We start from the raw sequence: 14,566 nt of genomic DNA, 5'->3' as shown, positions 1-14,566 counted from the left end.
CAATGATATGCGTTCTTTACGTTCAAATAAAATTATCAAATCAAAATTATGCAAGCTGACTTTTGAAGTGATTGTCGTTGGTATGTGCGTGCCTCTGTCGTGAGAAAGGTTGATTCTCTTCACAATCGCTAGGTTGTTATTAGTCGTATGAATGACCTTTAAAAGGGAGTTTTAGGCGATTTAAAGCGGTTTTGTGAGTGATAGTCGATGGGAGTTATGTGTCGATTTGGAAGAGAAAAAGGCTTGGCTAGTTTTTCGTTATTTCTTACGTTTAAAAAGATCCCAGAACCTCTTTTTCTTTTGAGGTTCTTCTACTTCTTCATTTTCTAGCCCGCTGTCTTTATTTTTTTTCGTTTTCTTTTTGAATGTTTTTACTAAAAAATTGTCTTCGCGATACAGCTCACAGTCTGCCAGATTATTAGCGAATGGGAAGGAAGTACGCATCACTTTTTGTAGCTCGGTATCGGCCTTTACTTTTTGGTAAAATTTCGACCAGATAGGCAAGGCCATGTTTGCTCCTTGCCCGTCTTTGATAGCGCTGAAATGCAAGCTAGGATCGTCTGCTCCTACCCATACCACTCCTAGCCAATTGGGCGTATAGCCTACAAACCAGCCATCGGCATGGTTCTGTGTTGTGCCAGTTTTGGCGGCGATGGGTTCTTGGATGTGATACCAGCTTCGTAGCCTTTGAGCAGTGCCTTTGTCTGCTACGGATCGCATCATATTGGTGATATCATGAGCCGCCTTTGAGGAGATTACTTGTTTGGGTGTTTCCGCTAGATGAGTGAAAAGCACTTGGCCGTTGGCATCTTCTATTCTGCTGATGATTATTTGTTCATGTTGCCAGCCGTCATTGGCAAAAGGGATATACATTTTCGATATCTCCTGAACCGACATATTGGCTACTCCTAGTGCGATCGATGGTACTTCGGGTAGTTTGCTTGTAGCACCCAAGTTTTTAGCGAAAGCGATGACATCCTCAATGCCAGATTCCATTAAAAGTTTCACGCTGATGGTATTGATAGAATTGGTCAGGCCACCCAAGAGTGAAAAACTACCATCGTATACATTGTTGGTGTTTTGTGGTGTCCAGCCGTCGTATTGGGTATATTGTACTTGTCTGTTTGAAATGAAATCACAAGGTTCATACCCATCTTCCAATGCTTTGGCGTAGACTACTGGTTTGAAAACAGAACCCACTTGACGCTCGGACAAGATGTGATCATATTGTGATTGTTTGTAGTCTCGACCACCTACCCAAGCCAGTACATGACCATTTTTGGGATCAGAGACTAAAAAGCCTGCCTGCAAGGTCGCATCTATTTCTGCTGCCCATTTGCCTTGGCGTTTCAAGTCTGAATCAAAAGCTTTTTGCAATTGATCTAAATGGGCAACGACGGCTTCTTGTGCGTACTGCTGCATGCGAGTGTCTATCGTTGTGTAGATTTTTAGCCCATCGGTTTCTAGGTTGTAGGGTTCGCCGTCTTCATTTGGGTGGTCGGCTAGCCAAGTGTCTATTTGTTTTCGTAGGTGTTGGGTGAGATGCTGAGCAGAGGAGGCCTCGCTGATGTTGCGATGGTAGTCTAGTTCCAATGGCAATGCTTTGAGTTCTTTGGCCTGATCAGAGGATAGATAGCCCGCTTTTTCCATTTGGTTCAACACTACATTGCGACGGGTCAGAGATCGCTCTGGATTGAGCCTGGGATTGTATGCCGTAGGGGATTTGAGCATGCCGATGAGTACGGCAGCTTGCTCGGTTTTGATCTCCGCTGGCGATACTGAAAAGAATCGTTCGCAGGCGGTTTTGATCCCGTAGGTGTCTTCACCAAACGAAACGGTATTCAGATACAATTCAAGAATTTCATCTTTGGTATAGACTTCATTGAACCTGTTGGCAATGGTGGCCTCTCTTGCTTTTACAGCGGGCATAGTAAGCCAGCCATGGTTTTTTCTCCCAAATACATTTTTAGCCAACTGCTGGCTGATGGTGCTGCCTCCACCAGCGTTTTGGCCAAGGATGACAGATTTGATTAATACACGCAGCAGACCTTGATGGTCTACACCTTGATGCTCATAAAATCGGGAATCTTCGGTGGCCACAAGAGCATGCCCGATGTCTGGAGAAATGTCGGCCAATTTAACTTCTGACCGGTTTTCAAGAAAATATCGTCCGATCAATTCACCATCACTGCCATAGACTTCGGAGGCTTGCGAGTTGATTAAATTTTCTAAATCCTCATTGGTAGGCATAGGGCCAAATACGCCCAAATGTACGGCACTGAAAAAGCCGATAAACAGGACAAGTCCCAATACTGCGAAACGCAGTGACCACTGAATCAAATGAGTGATTGGGCTCGTTTTGGATTGCTTTTTTTTCTGGCTGGGCTTTCTTTTCTTGCTACTCATACGCTGGTTTATCGAACGCAAAAGTCAGAAAAATATTTTTGCTCAGTGCATGGAAACCCAACAAATCTTACGCTTTCTCAAAAGAGGAAAGTACACGGGGTATGAATTATTATTTAACCTGCATAAAGTAGATTTAAGCCTTGTTTACCGACACTTCCACAAACTTCGAAGCAGGAGTATTGCTCTCTTTGGCTACATGATGGATTGGCACCAGTACGTTGGTCTCAGGAAAGTAAGCACCCAAACACCCTTTGGCTATCGGGTACGGTACTATTTTGAAATGTCTAGCCTCTCGGGTTTCGTCGCCATAGTGCCCCGTCAGATGAATCACTTGTTCTTTTACCAGGCCATGGGCTTTCATGTCGTCTGGGTGCATTAATACCACGCGCCGCTCGTTGTGTATGCCTCTGTACCGGTCGTGCATGCCATAGATGGTGGTGTTGAATTGGTCGTGAGATCGGATGGTCATCAAAATGAAATGATTGGGATCAATTTCATTTTTTGGCAAGGGGTTGACTGTGAATAAAGCTTGCTGAGAAGCCGTGTTGAACTCGCCATCTCTGGCACCATTTGGCAAATAGAAGCCTCCTTTCGCTCTCACCCGCTCGTTGTAAGCACCGAATCCCGGAATCACGGCTTCGATATGGTTTCTAATCACATCATAATCGGATATCATTTCATCCCAATTGGTTTTGGAATCGGGCAAGGTGACTTTCGCCAACTCAGCGATGATGGCAGGCTCACTTTTCAGGTCAGCTGAAGCAGGTTCAAAACTGCCCTGGCTTTTTTGCACTACGCCCATGGAGTTTTCGGTAGTTACAAATTGCACGTTGTCGTTTTGCTTGTCTGTCTCCGACCGAGATAAACAAGGGAGTATAATGGCTTCTTCGCCGGTTATCAAATGGGAGCGGTTGAGCTTGGTGGAGACTTGTACCGTTAGGTCGCATTTTTTCATAGCCTCCCCCGTAAATTCACTGTCAGGCGTAGCCGAAATGAAATTGCCTCCCATGCTTACGAATACTTTGATTTCGCCTTTGTTCATGGCTTTAATCGTATCTACCACATCGTGCCCGTGTGCTCTTGGGCTTTTAAATTGAAACCTTTTATCGAGGGCATCCAATAGGCTACTGGGTGGTTTTTCCCAAATACCCATGGTGCGATCGCCTTGCACATTGCTATGGCCGCGTACTGGACAAGTGCCTGCGCCAGGCTTGCCGATACTTCCCTTGAGTAGGAGTATGTTTACGATCTCCTGCACATTGTGTACTCCATTTTCGTGCTGAGTGATACCCATTGCCCAGCAGAAGATGATTTTCTTTTTGGAAATTAAAAGATCTGCGAATTTTCGAATTTCTTCTTCGGATACTCCGCTGGCACGTACACATGTACCAAAGTCGGATTCACGCAAGTGACGCAACAGCGCAGGATAATCCTCACAGTTTTTTTCAATGAATGCATGATCGAATACTGAGCCAGGACGGTCTTCTTCGGCCTTGAGCATGAGGATCATTGCGGCTTTGAGTATGGCCACATCTCCATTTATCCTCACCTGTAGGTAGAGGTCTTCGAGTGCTGTGCCACCTGTGAGTACTTTGAGTGGGTTTTGAGGGTCTACAAATACATTGGTACCCGCTTCTTTGATTGGGTTGATACTCACGATCGTTCCGCCGTTCTTCTTGCACTTTTCTAGTGCGGCGAGCATTCGAGGGTGATTGGTGCCAGGGTTTTGCCCAATTACTATCACGAGTTCAGATTCGTAAATATCCTCCAGTGTCACAGATCCTTTGCCGATGCCCAGGGTCTTGCTTAGGCCTGTGCCGCTAGATTCGTGGCACATATTGGAGCAGTCGGGGAGGTTGTTGGTACCATATTCTCTTACAAAAAGCTGATACATGAAAGCGGCCTCATTGCTCGTACGGCCAGAGGTGTAGAAGGTGGCTTCGTCCGGGCTGGACAATGACTGTAGTTTGTCTCCAATCTTGTCGAATGCCTCTTTCCATGTGATAGGCACATAGTACGAGCTGTCTTTGGCTAGATAAAAAGGCTCGGTGATTCTGCCTGCTTTTCCTATGAGATAGTCAGACCACTGGCTCAATTCTTCTACGCTGTGCTGCTCAAAGAAAGCAGTATCTACTCGCTTTTTAGTCGCTTCTTCTGCAATGGCTTTGGCACCGTTTTCACAATATTCGCCAAGCTTGGAGCGATGATGATCTGGGTCTGGCCATGCGCAACCTGGGCAGTCGAAGCCACTCGTTTGATTCATTTTTTGTAATACTTTGAGTCCATCGATGACGCCCATTTCTTCACTGATGTGTTGGAAGGTAGAAATGACGGCAGGAATGCCTACAGCTATTTCTTTGGGATTGGTGATTTTGAGCTTGGCAAATTCCTCAGGAGGGACGATAGATACCTTTCTTGTGTTCATAATATGAAAGTTAGGTAAAAACCAAAGGTATAGGAAGTAAGATCAATCTGACTTTTCGATCATGTTTAATAAGTAAACTAATTTGTTCGTACTGAAATTTCATGGCAATATTGCAAGCCATGATGGAGAGCTATTACGACCAGACATTTGAAAATATAGATTACACTGAAAAAGGTTTTCCAAATGGAGAATTTGAAAGTTGTAGCTTTAAAAACTGCCTGTTTACGGGAGTGAATGTGTCACATCGAATCTTTATGGATTGTGTGTTTGTTGATTGTGATTTCTCTGGGGTGAAAATTGGAGATACAGCATTTAAAAACGTAAAATTTTCAGGCTGTAAACTGATGGGCGTAGATTTTACTTCTTGCAATAAGTTTTTGCTTGAGATGCATTTTGATCAATGCTTGATGAATCTCACCTCATTCTATCAATTGAAATTGAAAGGGACAACCTTCAAAAATTGCAGTTTAGAAGAAGTAGATTTTGTAGAAACAGATTTGACAGAAGCCAAATTTCTGGAATGTAACCTGACCAAGGCGCAGTTTGATAGAACGAACCTAGAGAAGGCTGATTTCAGGACGGCTCACCATTTCTCTATCAATCCTCATACAAACAAAGTAGCCAAAGCCAGATTCTCGAAAGAAGGTTTGATTGGCTTATTGGATGTGTTTAATATTCGAGTGGATTAAAAATTCATGAAGGCATACGATAAAATATTAGCACCCATTCTTAGCGCTTCTTGTCTTTTACTTTCGGGATCATTATAGATCGATTGGTCCTCCCAGCCATTGCCTAGATCTGATTCATACGAATAAAAGCAGATCAATCTCCCTTCATAAATAAGGCCTAATCCTTGAGCGGGTTTGCCATCATGCTCATGGATTTTAGGTAAACCATTTTTGAATTTGAATTTTTGATGATAGATCGGATGATCGAAGGGTAACTCTACAAACTCGAGCTCAGGAAATACTTTTTTCATTTCCAAACGAATAAATTGATCCATGCCGTAGTTGTCGTCTATGTGCAGAAAACCACCAGCTAATAGGTATTTTCTTAGATTTTCGGCTTGACGCGAGTTAAATACTACATTGCCATGTCCTGTGAGATAGACGTATGGGTAGAGAAAAATGTCAGGGCTGCCTACTTCTACTACTTCATCTGCTTTGTTGAGATCCATGCTCAGGTATCTGTTGCAAAACGAAGCCAAGTTAGGCAGTGCTGTTTTGTTTGCATACCAATCGCCACCACCGTCATATTTGAGCTTGGCCAGTTGGATTCTGTCTTGCCCATGCGAATGAAGCGAAATAAATAGTGCGAGCGGGAGGATTAGATACTTTGACATAATTGAAGGATAAACGTAATATATTTGCTTGAGATATGACCTCATTCGACGGAAAGTTTTTCTTTATAATTTGGCACAATGATACCCTGCTATAAGTCTGTCAAGTTGATTCTGGATAAGATATTGGCTTTAGTGCTGTTGGTGATTTTATTGCCCATGCTCTTAATGCTCAGTTTACTTGCTTTTTGGGATACGGGGGCTGTTCTGTTTTCGCAAGAGCGACCTGGTTTGCTCGAAGTACCTTTTCGATTATTGAAATTCCAAACGATGAAAGAGGGCCATGAAGCGGATCATTTGAGGATTACTCCGCTAGGTAGATGGATGAGAAAATTATCATTGGATGAGTGGCCTCAATTGTGGAACGTGCTTAAAGGAGAAATGAGTTTGATTGGCCCCAGACCATATCTTATAGAATATTTGCCCTTATATTCTGATTTTCATAAAAAACGACATTGGGTCTTGCCAGGCCTCACAGGGTGGGCGCAAGTGCATGGCGGAAACGAATTGGAATGGGAGCGAAAGTTAGATCTGGATGCCTATTATGTAGAGCATTTGAGTTTTTGGCTAGATTTCAAAATCTTCTGTAAAACGCTTGGCCTACTGGCGAAAGGGCGGAAGAAAGACCTGCCAGACACCAAATTTGCAGGATATCAAAACCAGACCCATTAGCCTTGATAAACGAACGCATATATCTCTCGCCACCTTATCAGTCGGGTCATGAATTGGAGGCTTTTCGCCAAGTGTTGGATAGCAATTGGCTAGCCCCAGTAGGGCCAGGTCTTGAACGATTCGAAGCAGAAATATGCAAAGCTACGGGATTCAAATATGCAGTAGCTACATCATCAGGTACAGCAGCTATTCACTTAGGAATGAAAGTGTTAGGTGTAGAGTCTGGCGATGCAGTTTTAGCGAGTACGATGACTTTCGTAGGAGGTGTTTCTCCTATTCGCTACTGTGGAGCTATGCCTGTTTATATAGATTCAGATTACACCACTTGGAATATAAATGTGGATCAGGTAGAGCAATATTTGGATTTACAGCCAACAAATGTGAAAGCTATACTGCCTACTCATTTGTATGGTATGCCTGCTGATGTGAAACGCATAGAAACATTAGGTAAGCAATATCAAGTGCCCATTTTGCACGATTTGGCAGAATGCTTGGCAGGGAAAGTGGATGGGAAAACACTAGGCGCACTCGTAGAGCGAGGCGTATACTCGTTCAATGGTAATAAGCTGATTACGACTTCTGGCGGAGGTGCATTTGTGACTAATCACAAAGAAGAAGCTGAACAGGCTTTGTATTTGGCTACTCAGGCTAAGTCTCCTGTTTTAGAATATCATCACGAAGCGATCGGTTACAATTACCGCATGAGTAATGTGCTCGCTGCCTTAGGCGTAGCACAAATCAGCACTTTGGCAGATCGGGTAGCTCGTAAGCAGCGGATTTTTGATACGTATCAGCAGGCATTGGCACCCTTAGGTTTTGGTTTTCAAGAGGGACAAGTCGGAGCGGAGTCAGATCGATGGCTGACGTGTGTTTTGTTTAATCCCGATCTAATGATAGATATATCTGTCATTGTTTCTCAGATGAATGAATGGAATATTGAAGTAAGGCCACTTTGGAAGCCGATGCATAGGCAACCAGTATTCGAAAATGAAAAAGTAATAGGAGGAGCTGTGTCTTCAGCACTGTATCGCTGTGGCCTGTGCCTGCCTTCTGGATGTGGACTGACAGATGAGCAGCAAGCTCGTGTGATCCACCGATTGCGAGCTATATTAGGGCTTTAATTTTCTGGAAACCTATGATCCCATATGAAATCTGTGACTTTGTCGATCCTGACATGAGAAAGAAAATCTGGGTGATCAGTATTAAGTATGTAGTTAGACTCTTGCGGTATAATAGCAGAAGGGATCTTCAAAATCAATGATTTTTTAGACTGATACCAAGTACTGCCTAGCTGCTGAGTGATGGGATAGGTAGCCAACCCTTGCCAATCTGTAGGTAGAATCTGTTCAGAGATTTCCATCATTTCAGCTTTGTCATCTACAGCGATATGCATGATTCGAAAAGTGCCAGCTGGACGGATGCCACTCGTGTGAGCTAGCAGTTCCAAAGCACAAAGTGAAATACTACCTGAGGTGTATATGACATGCTGAGCATGTGTGTTCCACCGGTTGGGTCGACCCGAGCTATTCAGTTGATTGGCAAATTTCTCATGACAAATTCGGTAGACAATCATACATTGTCGCCGTATTCGATGGCACTCAACCTGTAATCTACGTGAAGAATGCCACTGATAGTATTAAGGAAATTGATCGGGGCATCATTGTCGAAGTAGAAGTTCACTTTGCTGAGCCATTGATTAAACTTTGCACTGGTACCAAATATGGCAATCCCATGCTTGAATAACGATAGTAAAGCCAATACATGCTCTTGTACATGTGGTTTGATGGGTGCAGGCGCTAACTTATAAGACCTAAAGGTCTTGGTGTTCATGTTGAGGGTGGCGGAGAGTAAGTCGTCTTTTAGACCAGATAAGTCTTTTAGTAAGGTGATGTGTGTGGAGTTGATGTTTTGTTGTCTTACGGCATACAAAATCTCTGGCTCAGATACTATTAGAGGCAGATCTTTTGGTGTGTCATATGTTTTTTTATTTTCTCCCACACTCGAAGATAGTTATTCTTATTCAGAATAAAGGTATTTTTTCCTTTATTAAAACCCTATTTTACTTTAATCGTATGCAGAGGGTTTACCAAGGATCTTTTCTTTTCTTCTACGGCCATTTTTGCTTTTGAAGAGATCTTGTGGGAGGTATAGTTCTAAATTAATATTGACTAGAAAGTAGCCGTCATTCTTACCATTGCCACGTTGAGCACCTGGCACGAGCGCGTCGTAGGCTTCTTGGTTTATTTCAGGGACTTCATCTTTCCGGTTGCTCAATGAAGCCTCGATAGAGCCATCAGGGTATGGGCCTGCGTAGTGGCCATATACGTCATCCAAATGTCCAGTAAAAGCAAATCGGTAGCCAAGATCTAGTGATAGGTTTAGGAATTCGTTGAGGGCAGCTTTTACACCGAAGTTTACAGGGATGATCCAAGCAGATGAGCCATAGGTTTCAGTTTCAGTATTCATTGAGCGCAAATCATAGGTGTTGGTCACCTCATTGATGTCTGTATGATCTGCCTTTGGATTGTAAAAGGTCTGGCCGATACCAGCCGCAATGTAAGGCTCGTAGGTTCTCCTTTTGTGATATTTGCCACGGTATTTCAAGAAGTAGTACACACCTTCTACTTGCCATTCATAGTTTTTGGAATGAAAAGATAGGTTTCGTTGCCTGTTGTATGAGCTGTCAGTAGCGTTTTTGTCAGAGCCTTCTAATTTATATTGAGCAAATTGTACTCGAGCGGCTATGCGTGTGAGTAGCCGAGCTTCTACGCCTACATTAAAGTGAGAAAGTCCGTCGGTCATGGGGTTGCCATTGGTGAGATCCCCCATATAGCCAGTCCAGCCTGTGCCTGCATAGATCGAAAAATATCGATCGTGCAGCTGCCAGCCTAGAAAGCTTTGTGCGAATCCCCAAGTAGAGAAAAGCACGCATACAAAGAGTAGAATTATTTTTTTGAACATATACGCCTATGCAATGCAGTAAATTTAATGTAATCGATGAAAAGATAACGGACAGAGCGCGGCATTATGTGATAATTGTTGAAATTCTCTTTCTAGTTCTTTTTTAAAACCAAGGTGGTCATACACCTTTGGTTAGCTACAATTACAGTTTTAATAGCTTCTGATTTGCTATAGCCATAGTCATTTAAGATAGTTTGAATCATCTCTTCGGTGAGTAAAAATCTTTGACTACCATCTGGTAAATGGTACCTGCCGTCTTCGAGAGTTTCATGTCCGTTTAATCCGATGTCGGAAGTCATTCTTATGAATAGAGTTCCGTTTGGAGTGAGTACCCGATCCAACTCGGTAAACATTTGCCAAAAGTGATGGGTGGATTGAGCGAAATGCAAGACAGCAGAGCAAATCACATAATCAAATTGATTTGTCTGAAAGGGGAGTGCAGACAGCTCACCTATTTGGAAATGATCTTTTGGACACAGAGGATAGCCTGACCCAACGATGAATTGCAGCATACGGATTGCGTCTTCATTTTGATCGATACCATATACCTCAAATTGATTGTTGAGAAAGTATATCAGGTTTCGTCCTTCGCCACAACCAGCGTCAAGCACTTTTGCGTCTTGCGAAATTTTATTTTTTAATACTTGATCCAGTAGATACAAATCTATATTGCCTAAAAATTTATTGAGCTGCTGTGTAGTCATTTGCTGAATTTGGCGTTGTTGAGGTAATGATGGCGAATTTATTAATTTAGCGACAGTATGAAAAAAGCCCACCTTTTCTTTACTTCACTATTCCTTGGGATTTTATTGGTTTTTCCACTCAAAGCGGAGAAAACCAAACAGGCTTTGCGTGCCTATGCAAAGGGTGATTATGAGAAAGTCGAAGATGTTTTAATCAAATCTATGGCTCAAGACAGTCTCAATCCTGCGACGGAATATGTATGGGCTTTACTTTATTCTACCGATTCATATGCTAAATATCATTTGGATACGGCTCATTTTTTTATTCAATCTGCCTGCAAGCATATTAAACTTCAAAACGAAGATCACCTCGATGAACTCGACGATGCTGATTTGTCAGAGAATGACTTGAGAAATCGGAAAATCACGATCGATAGCATGGCCTTTGCTCATGCAACAACTGTACATGAAGTAGGTGCTTACAACCATTTCATTAGTAGGTATCAAGACGCAGCTGAATATGATCAGGCTGTTGCTACACGAAATCATCTGGTGTACCTGGCAGTAGAGGCAGAGCATACATGGCAATCTTATCAGGATTTTATTGAAAAATATCCAGATGCAATCGAGGTAGAAAAAGCCAAAATCCAATATGATAGATTGGTATACGAAGACAAAGCGAAGTATGGAAAAGTAGCAGAGCTAGAAAAATTTTTATCGGACGAACCTAATACACCTTACCGTCATGCAATAGAGTACAAAATATTTGAAGATTACATAGGAGAGTTGAATTCTGATCGATTGGTTGATTTTTTACGGAAGTATAAAAATGACGCACTTACCAGAAAAGCACTAAATGTGTTGTATTACTTGGATGGGTTTGATTTTTCTTCCTTGACTGGTGAAATAAAAGTAAGTAGACAATATACAGATTCGCTAAGCCAATTGGCTTGGTTCAATGCACAGCCTCTTGTAGTAACTCAGCGGCATGGAAAGTATGAATTTCTAACCCTGACGGGAAAACCTTTTTTAAATAAATCTTATCAAAATATTGATGAAAGCTACCGATGTGGTAATGTGCAGGAGGATCTGTTGGTGGTGGAGTCGGAAGGGGTGCGCCAATTGATCAATAAGAAAGGGGCAGTTATATATGAAGGTTTTTCAGGTTCCGTTTTGCCTTTGGGTAATGGGCTTTTGGCAGTAGAAGAAGACGGTAAGTTTGGCGTAGTTCATAAGTCTGGTTTTAGACTGCTAGAAGCTGAATATGAGAATTTGAAGCTATTGAATGGTAGTTTGCTTGCTTATGAAGAAAAGGGTAAAATAGGTCTCATGACCACTACGGGTAGATCTTATGTCAAGCCAAAATATGATTCTATTTATACCAAAGGTCAATTTTGGATTTTTGAAAAGGGTGGTTTGTTTGGTGTGTCAAATTTAGAAAATATACAGTCTGCAAAGGACAAAAGCTTTGTTTTGGATCTCCCCTTTGAGGAGGTAGAATGGATCAATGATCACTATGTGATAGGCTTTGAGGAGGAGACAGAAGTATTGATTAATACTCAGTTGGAAGTCATAACTCCTCCAGTTACTAAGCGGATAAATACTAAAAATGAAACCTGGGTCATAGAATTAGCGGATGGCTATACCACTTTCGACCCTGAATTGGGTCAGCTCTCGTCCAATGTCTATCAAGGTGTACTTCAGAATACAGAATGGTTGGGATTAACCAGAAATGGAAAATGGTTTGTGTACAACAAAAATATTTATGATGAGCCAATCATAGGCGTAGATTCTTTGAAGCTATTGGGAGAGGATATTGCTATTGTGTTTAGAGGGAAAAGCGGGATGGCCATATTTCCAAACAAAAAAGTAGTAGACATAGTAGAAGACCAGTATCTCAAATCAATCGGCCCAAAAGTACAAACTGACACACATTTTTTGGTAATCAAAAAGGATGGGGAAAATGTCTTGTACAAAGATGGCGTAGAACAGTTTCGATTGACTTGTGATGAGTTGGGCTATATCTCGGATAGTGCTTTTTTTATAAAGAAAAATGGAGAATATGGTGCGGTAGGCTTGGATGGCCGATTGATTATGAGAGTAAGGTACGATGCCATCAGTGCCGCAGAAGATGAGGTGGCTCCTGTATTATTCAATGGCAAATTTGGAGCATATAATTTTCGAGATCGGATATTGCTCAGGATGGATTACCAAGAGAAGATAAAGCCGTACAATCATGAGCTATTTATAGTTAATGAAGGAGGAGTTTATGGGCTTTTGGATAGATACAATACCCTGCAAGTTACGCCTGCCTATGAGCAAATCGAGTATTGGTCGGACACTACATTTTTGGGACTTCAGGATGGCATTTGGCAGTTGATTAATATGAATGACGGTACTGTAGTGCTGACGGATGTGCTTTATTATGAGTTTATATTAAACAATTCCAAAGAGAAAATACTACTCATCAGGAAAGAAGACGGCTATGGTGTGTATCATAGTGATATGGGTGTCATTATTCCTCCAGTTTTTCATGACGTAATGAACATCGGTAATGACTCTATGCAGTTGTATTTTACAGAAACAGCCGTGCCTGAGGCCGATATGTATGTGGTAGTTTATTATGACACTTTTGGTGAAAAACTCTTTTCCGAGGCTTATCGTTCTGAGGCATACGATGCACTCGTTTGTGAGGATTGATAATCCTGTTCTACTGCTTTGATGATTTGTCCGTACCAATCATTAAAATCAAAATCTTCGCGCTTGTAAGTGATGCCCAAACGAACGATTACTAACTGTTTGGAAGGGATGATCATGATGCGCTGACTGTGAAAGCCATTCATGCTATATCCGTCTAGCGGAACGTTGGGAAAGTGCCCGCCACTATTGACCCAGAAGTGCCCACCATAGAGTTGTTCAGATCCTTTGGCTGGCTCTTGTACAAACGAAATCCAATCTTCTGATAGGATACGTTCTCCTTGCCATCTTCCGTTTTGTAGGTAGAGTTGCCCCATTTTTGCCCAGTCTCTAGCTGTGGCCCAAGCGTATGAAGAGCCTACAAACTCGCCTGTTGCGTCTGCTTCTATCACCATGCTATACATGCCCAATCGATCAAACAGGCTGTCATAAGGAAATTTGATATAGTCCTCTTGGGAGTTGAAAAAGCGGCTGATCTCGCTGGCTAGTATATTGCTTGTGCCAGAAGAGTATATCCAAGTAGTGCCAGGGGTAGAGGCTAGTGGGACACTTTTTGCATATTTCCCAATGGCATCACTGTTGAATAACATGGTGACAGCATCACTTAAGTCTGCATAGTCTTCTTTCCAACGGAGCCCACTGTTCATTTGTAATAGCTGTTTCCAGGTGATCTCTTTCCTGTTATCATTAGCCCATTCTGGGATTTCCGTAGTAGTAGAGATATCAAGATAGTTTCGGTCGGCCATCATTCCTACAAGGGTAGAAGTTAGGCTTTTGGTCATCGACCAGCCGAGGAGAGGTGTGTTGGGGGTGATTTCGGATGCATATTTTTCGCCAATTAACTGCCCTTTGTGTAGTACGACTACAGCTCTTGTGTTTTTTGTAGGTGCGTCAGGGTCTTTTTCTTCAAAAGCTGCCGCTATGGCTTCTTTCAGGGATGGGCTCGTAGCCACGGTTCGAGCAGCAAACCAGTTTGATAGACTGTCGTGTTTGCTGTGATGTATTTCGAAATTGGCTTGGTAGGCTTCTTTAGGTTTGATGTCAGTGACGAGGGCACAGCCGAGTCCCTTCCTGTAGATCGCGGTTTTAGAATTTAAACCAAAAACGGAAGCAGTGGCTGTTTGTTTTTCTCTGTCAATTTTGAATTTCATCCATTTTAAGGGTTTGAAATTCAGTTCCTTGTTGTAGATGGTTTCTTCATCTAGCCCAGCTACAAACGTACAAGAGCAGGCCATCTTGGCAGTATAGCCCGACATGATCACGAGCTTGGGGTAATAAGTGAGTATGGCAGCAAAAAGTCCGCAAAAAATAAATGCCAATAATATCCATTTTAGTTTTTTCATATTGCTAGTTTTTTTATTACCCAGTCTTTTGGAAGCATGT

Annotated in this window: 12 protein-coding genes; 4 read left to right on the top strand and 8 right to left on the bottom strand. The window is 42.4% G+C overall.

All coding sequences use genetic code 11. The features are described from left to right. Window positions 1-258 precede the first annotated feature (258 nt). Together N7E81_RS18530 and N7E81_RS18525 are read right to left on the bottom strand one after the other, a co-directional pair. Window positions 259-2,406: a transglycosylase domain-containing protein gene (locus N7E81_RS18530; protein ID WP_263051096.1), complete on the bottom strand. Its 2,148-nt coding sequence runs from the start codon at window positions 2,404-2,406 to the stop codon at window positions 259-261. A gap of 133 nt (window positions 2,407-2,539) precedes the next feature. Then, a complete protein-coding gene (locus N7E81_RS18525) occupies window positions 2,540-4,831 on the bottom strand; it encodes an FdhF/YdeP family oxidoreductase (protein WP_263051095.1) in 2,292 nt (763 codons plus the stop codon). Window positions 4,832-4,932: 101 nt separating this feature from the next. On the opposite strand from N7E81_RS18525, the gene N7E81_RS18520 reads away from it, so the two are divergent. Next, window positions 4,933-5,520, top strand: coding sequence for a pentapeptide repeat-containing protein (locus N7E81_RS18520; protein WP_263051094.1), 588 nt, complete (start codon window positions 4,933-4,935; stop codon window positions 5,518-5,520). Here the strand turns inward: N7E81_RS18520 and N7E81_RS18515 are convergent. Continuing rightward, a complete protein-coding gene (locus N7E81_RS18515; RefSeq protein ID WP_263051093.1) occupies window positions 5,517-6,173 on the bottom strand; it encodes a DUF4159 domain-containing protein in 657 nt (218 codons plus the stop codon). The two genes, N7E81_RS18520 and N7E81_RS18515, sit on opposite strands and share 4 nt — an antisense overlap. Before the next feature lie 78 nt (window positions 6,174-6,251). On the opposite strand from N7E81_RS18515, the gene N7E81_RS18510 reads away from it, so the two are divergent. Together N7E81_RS18510 and N7E81_RS18505 are read left to right on the top strand one after the other, a co-directional pair. Beyond that, window positions 6,252-6,842 carry a sugar transferase gene (locus tag N7E81_RS18510; RefSeq protein WP_263051092.1) on the top strand — a complete coding sequence of 197 codons (591 nt, stop codon included), beginning with the start codon at window positions 6,252-6,254 and terminating at the stop codon, window positions 6,840-6,842. A gap of 2 nt (window positions 6,843-6,844) precedes the next feature. Continuing rightward, window positions 6,845-7,963: an aminotransferase class I/II-fold pyridoxal phosphate-dependent enzyme gene (locus N7E81_RS18505; protein WP_263051091.1), complete on the top strand. Its 1,119-nt coding sequence runs from the start codon at window positions 6,845-6,847 to the stop codon at window positions 7,961-7,963. Here N7E81_RS18505 and N7E81_RS18500 read toward each other — a convergent pair. From N7E81_RS18500 to N7E81_RS18485, 4 genes are all read right to left on the bottom strand, one after another. Continuing rightward, window positions 7,960-8,415: an RES family NAD+ phosphorylase gene (locus N7E81_RS18500; RefSeq protein WP_263051090.1), complete on the bottom strand. Its 456-nt coding sequence runs from the start codon at window positions 8,413-8,415 to the stop codon at window positions 7,960-7,962. The genes N7E81_RS18505 and N7E81_RS18500 overlap by 4 nt on opposite strands. Then, a complete protein-coding gene (locus N7E81_RS18495) occupies window positions 8,412-8,840 on the bottom strand; it encodes an MbcA/ParS/Xre antitoxin family protein (RefSeq protein ID WP_263051089.1) in 429 nt (142 codons plus the stop codon). Before N7E81_RS18495 ends, N7E81_RS18500 begins: the two co-directional genes overlap by 4 nt. Before the next feature lie 66 nt (window positions 8,841-8,906). Beyond that, the gene (locus N7E81_RS18490) at window positions 8,907-9,803 is read right to left on the bottom strand and encodes a DUF6089 family protein (protein WP_263051088.1); all 897 of its coding nucleotides are present in this window, start codon (window positions 9,801-9,803) and stop codon (window positions 8,907-8,909) included. A 92-nt stretch (window positions 9,804-9,895) separates the two neighbouring features. Continuing rightward, complete coding sequence (locus N7E81_RS18485) at window positions 9,896-10,507, bottom strand: class I SAM-dependent methyltransferase (RefSeq protein ID WP_263051087.1); 612 nt, start codon at window positions 10,505-10,507, stop codon at window positions 9,896-9,898. Window positions 10,508-10,564: 57 nt separating this feature from the next. On the opposite strand from N7E81_RS18485, the gene N7E81_RS18480 reads away from it, so the two are divergent. Next, window positions 10,565-13,186, top strand: coding sequence for a hypothetical protein (locus tag N7E81_RS18480; protein ID WP_263051086.1), 2,622 nt, complete (start codon window positions 10,565-10,567; stop codon window positions 13,184-13,186). Here the strand turns inward: N7E81_RS18480 and N7E81_RS18475 are convergent. Beyond that, window positions 13,144-14,526 (bottom strand): serine hydrolase domain-containing protein, encoded by a 1,383-nt coding sequence (locus tag N7E81_RS18475; RefSeq protein ID WP_263051085.1) that lies wholly within the window; start codon window positions 14,524-14,526, stop codon window positions 13,144-13,146. The two genes, N7E81_RS18480 and N7E81_RS18475, sit on opposite strands and share 43 nt — an antisense overlap. Window positions 14,527-14,566: the final 40 nt, after the last annotated feature.

Origin of the sequence: Reichenbachiella carrageenanivorans (assembly GCF_025639805.1) — a bacterium.
Taxonomy (GTDB): Bacteria; Bacteroidota; Bacteroidia; order Cytophagales; family Cyclobacteriaceae; genus Reichenbachiella; species Reichenbachiella carrageenanivorans.
Note: the sequence above shows the minus strand (reverse complement) of the source record. Positions and strands in the feature narration are given on the sequence as shown.

Bases quoted from the DNA above. Each gene is read 5' to 3' on its own strand.
- N7E81_RS18530 (WP_263051096.1), bottom strand. From the start codon at position 2,406: ATGAGTAGCAAGAAAAGAAAGCCCAGCCAGAAAAAAAAGCAATCCAAA.
- N7E81_RS18525 (WP_263051095.1), bottom strand. From the start codon at position 4,831: ATGAACACAAGAAAGGTATCTATCGTCCCTCCTGAGGAATTTGCCAAG.
- N7E81_RS18520 (WP_263051094.1), top strand. From the start codon at position 4,933: ATGGCAATATTGCAAGCCATGATGGAGAGCTATTACGACCAGACATTT.
- N7E81_RS18515 (WP_263051093.1), bottom strand. From the start codon at position 6,173: ATGTCAAAGTATCTAATCCTCCCGCTCGCACTATTTATTTCGCTTCAT.
- N7E81_RS18510 (WP_263051092.1), top strand. From the start codon at position 6,252: ATGATACCCTGCTATAAGTCTGTCAAGTTGATTCTGGATAAGATATTG.
- N7E81_RS18500 (WP_263051090.1), bottom strand. From the start codon at position 8,415: ATGATTGTCTACCGAATTTGTCATGAGAAATTTGCCAATCAACTGAAT.
- N7E81_RS18490 (WP_263051088.1), bottom strand. From the start codon at position 9,803: ATGTTCAAAAAAATAATTCTACTCTTTGTATGCGTGCTTTTCTCTACT.
- N7E81_RS18485 (WP_263051087.1), bottom strand. From the start codon at position 10,507: ATGACTACACAGCAGCTCAATAAATTTTTAGGCAATATAGATTTGTAT.
- N7E81_RS18480 (WP_263051086.1), top strand. From the start codon at position 10,565: ATGAAAAAAGCCCACCTTTTCTTTACTTCACTATTCCTTGGGATTTTA.
- N7E81_RS18475 (WP_263051085.1), bottom strand. From the start codon at position 14,526: ATGAAAAAACTAAAATGGATATTATTGGCATTTATTTTTTGCGGACTT.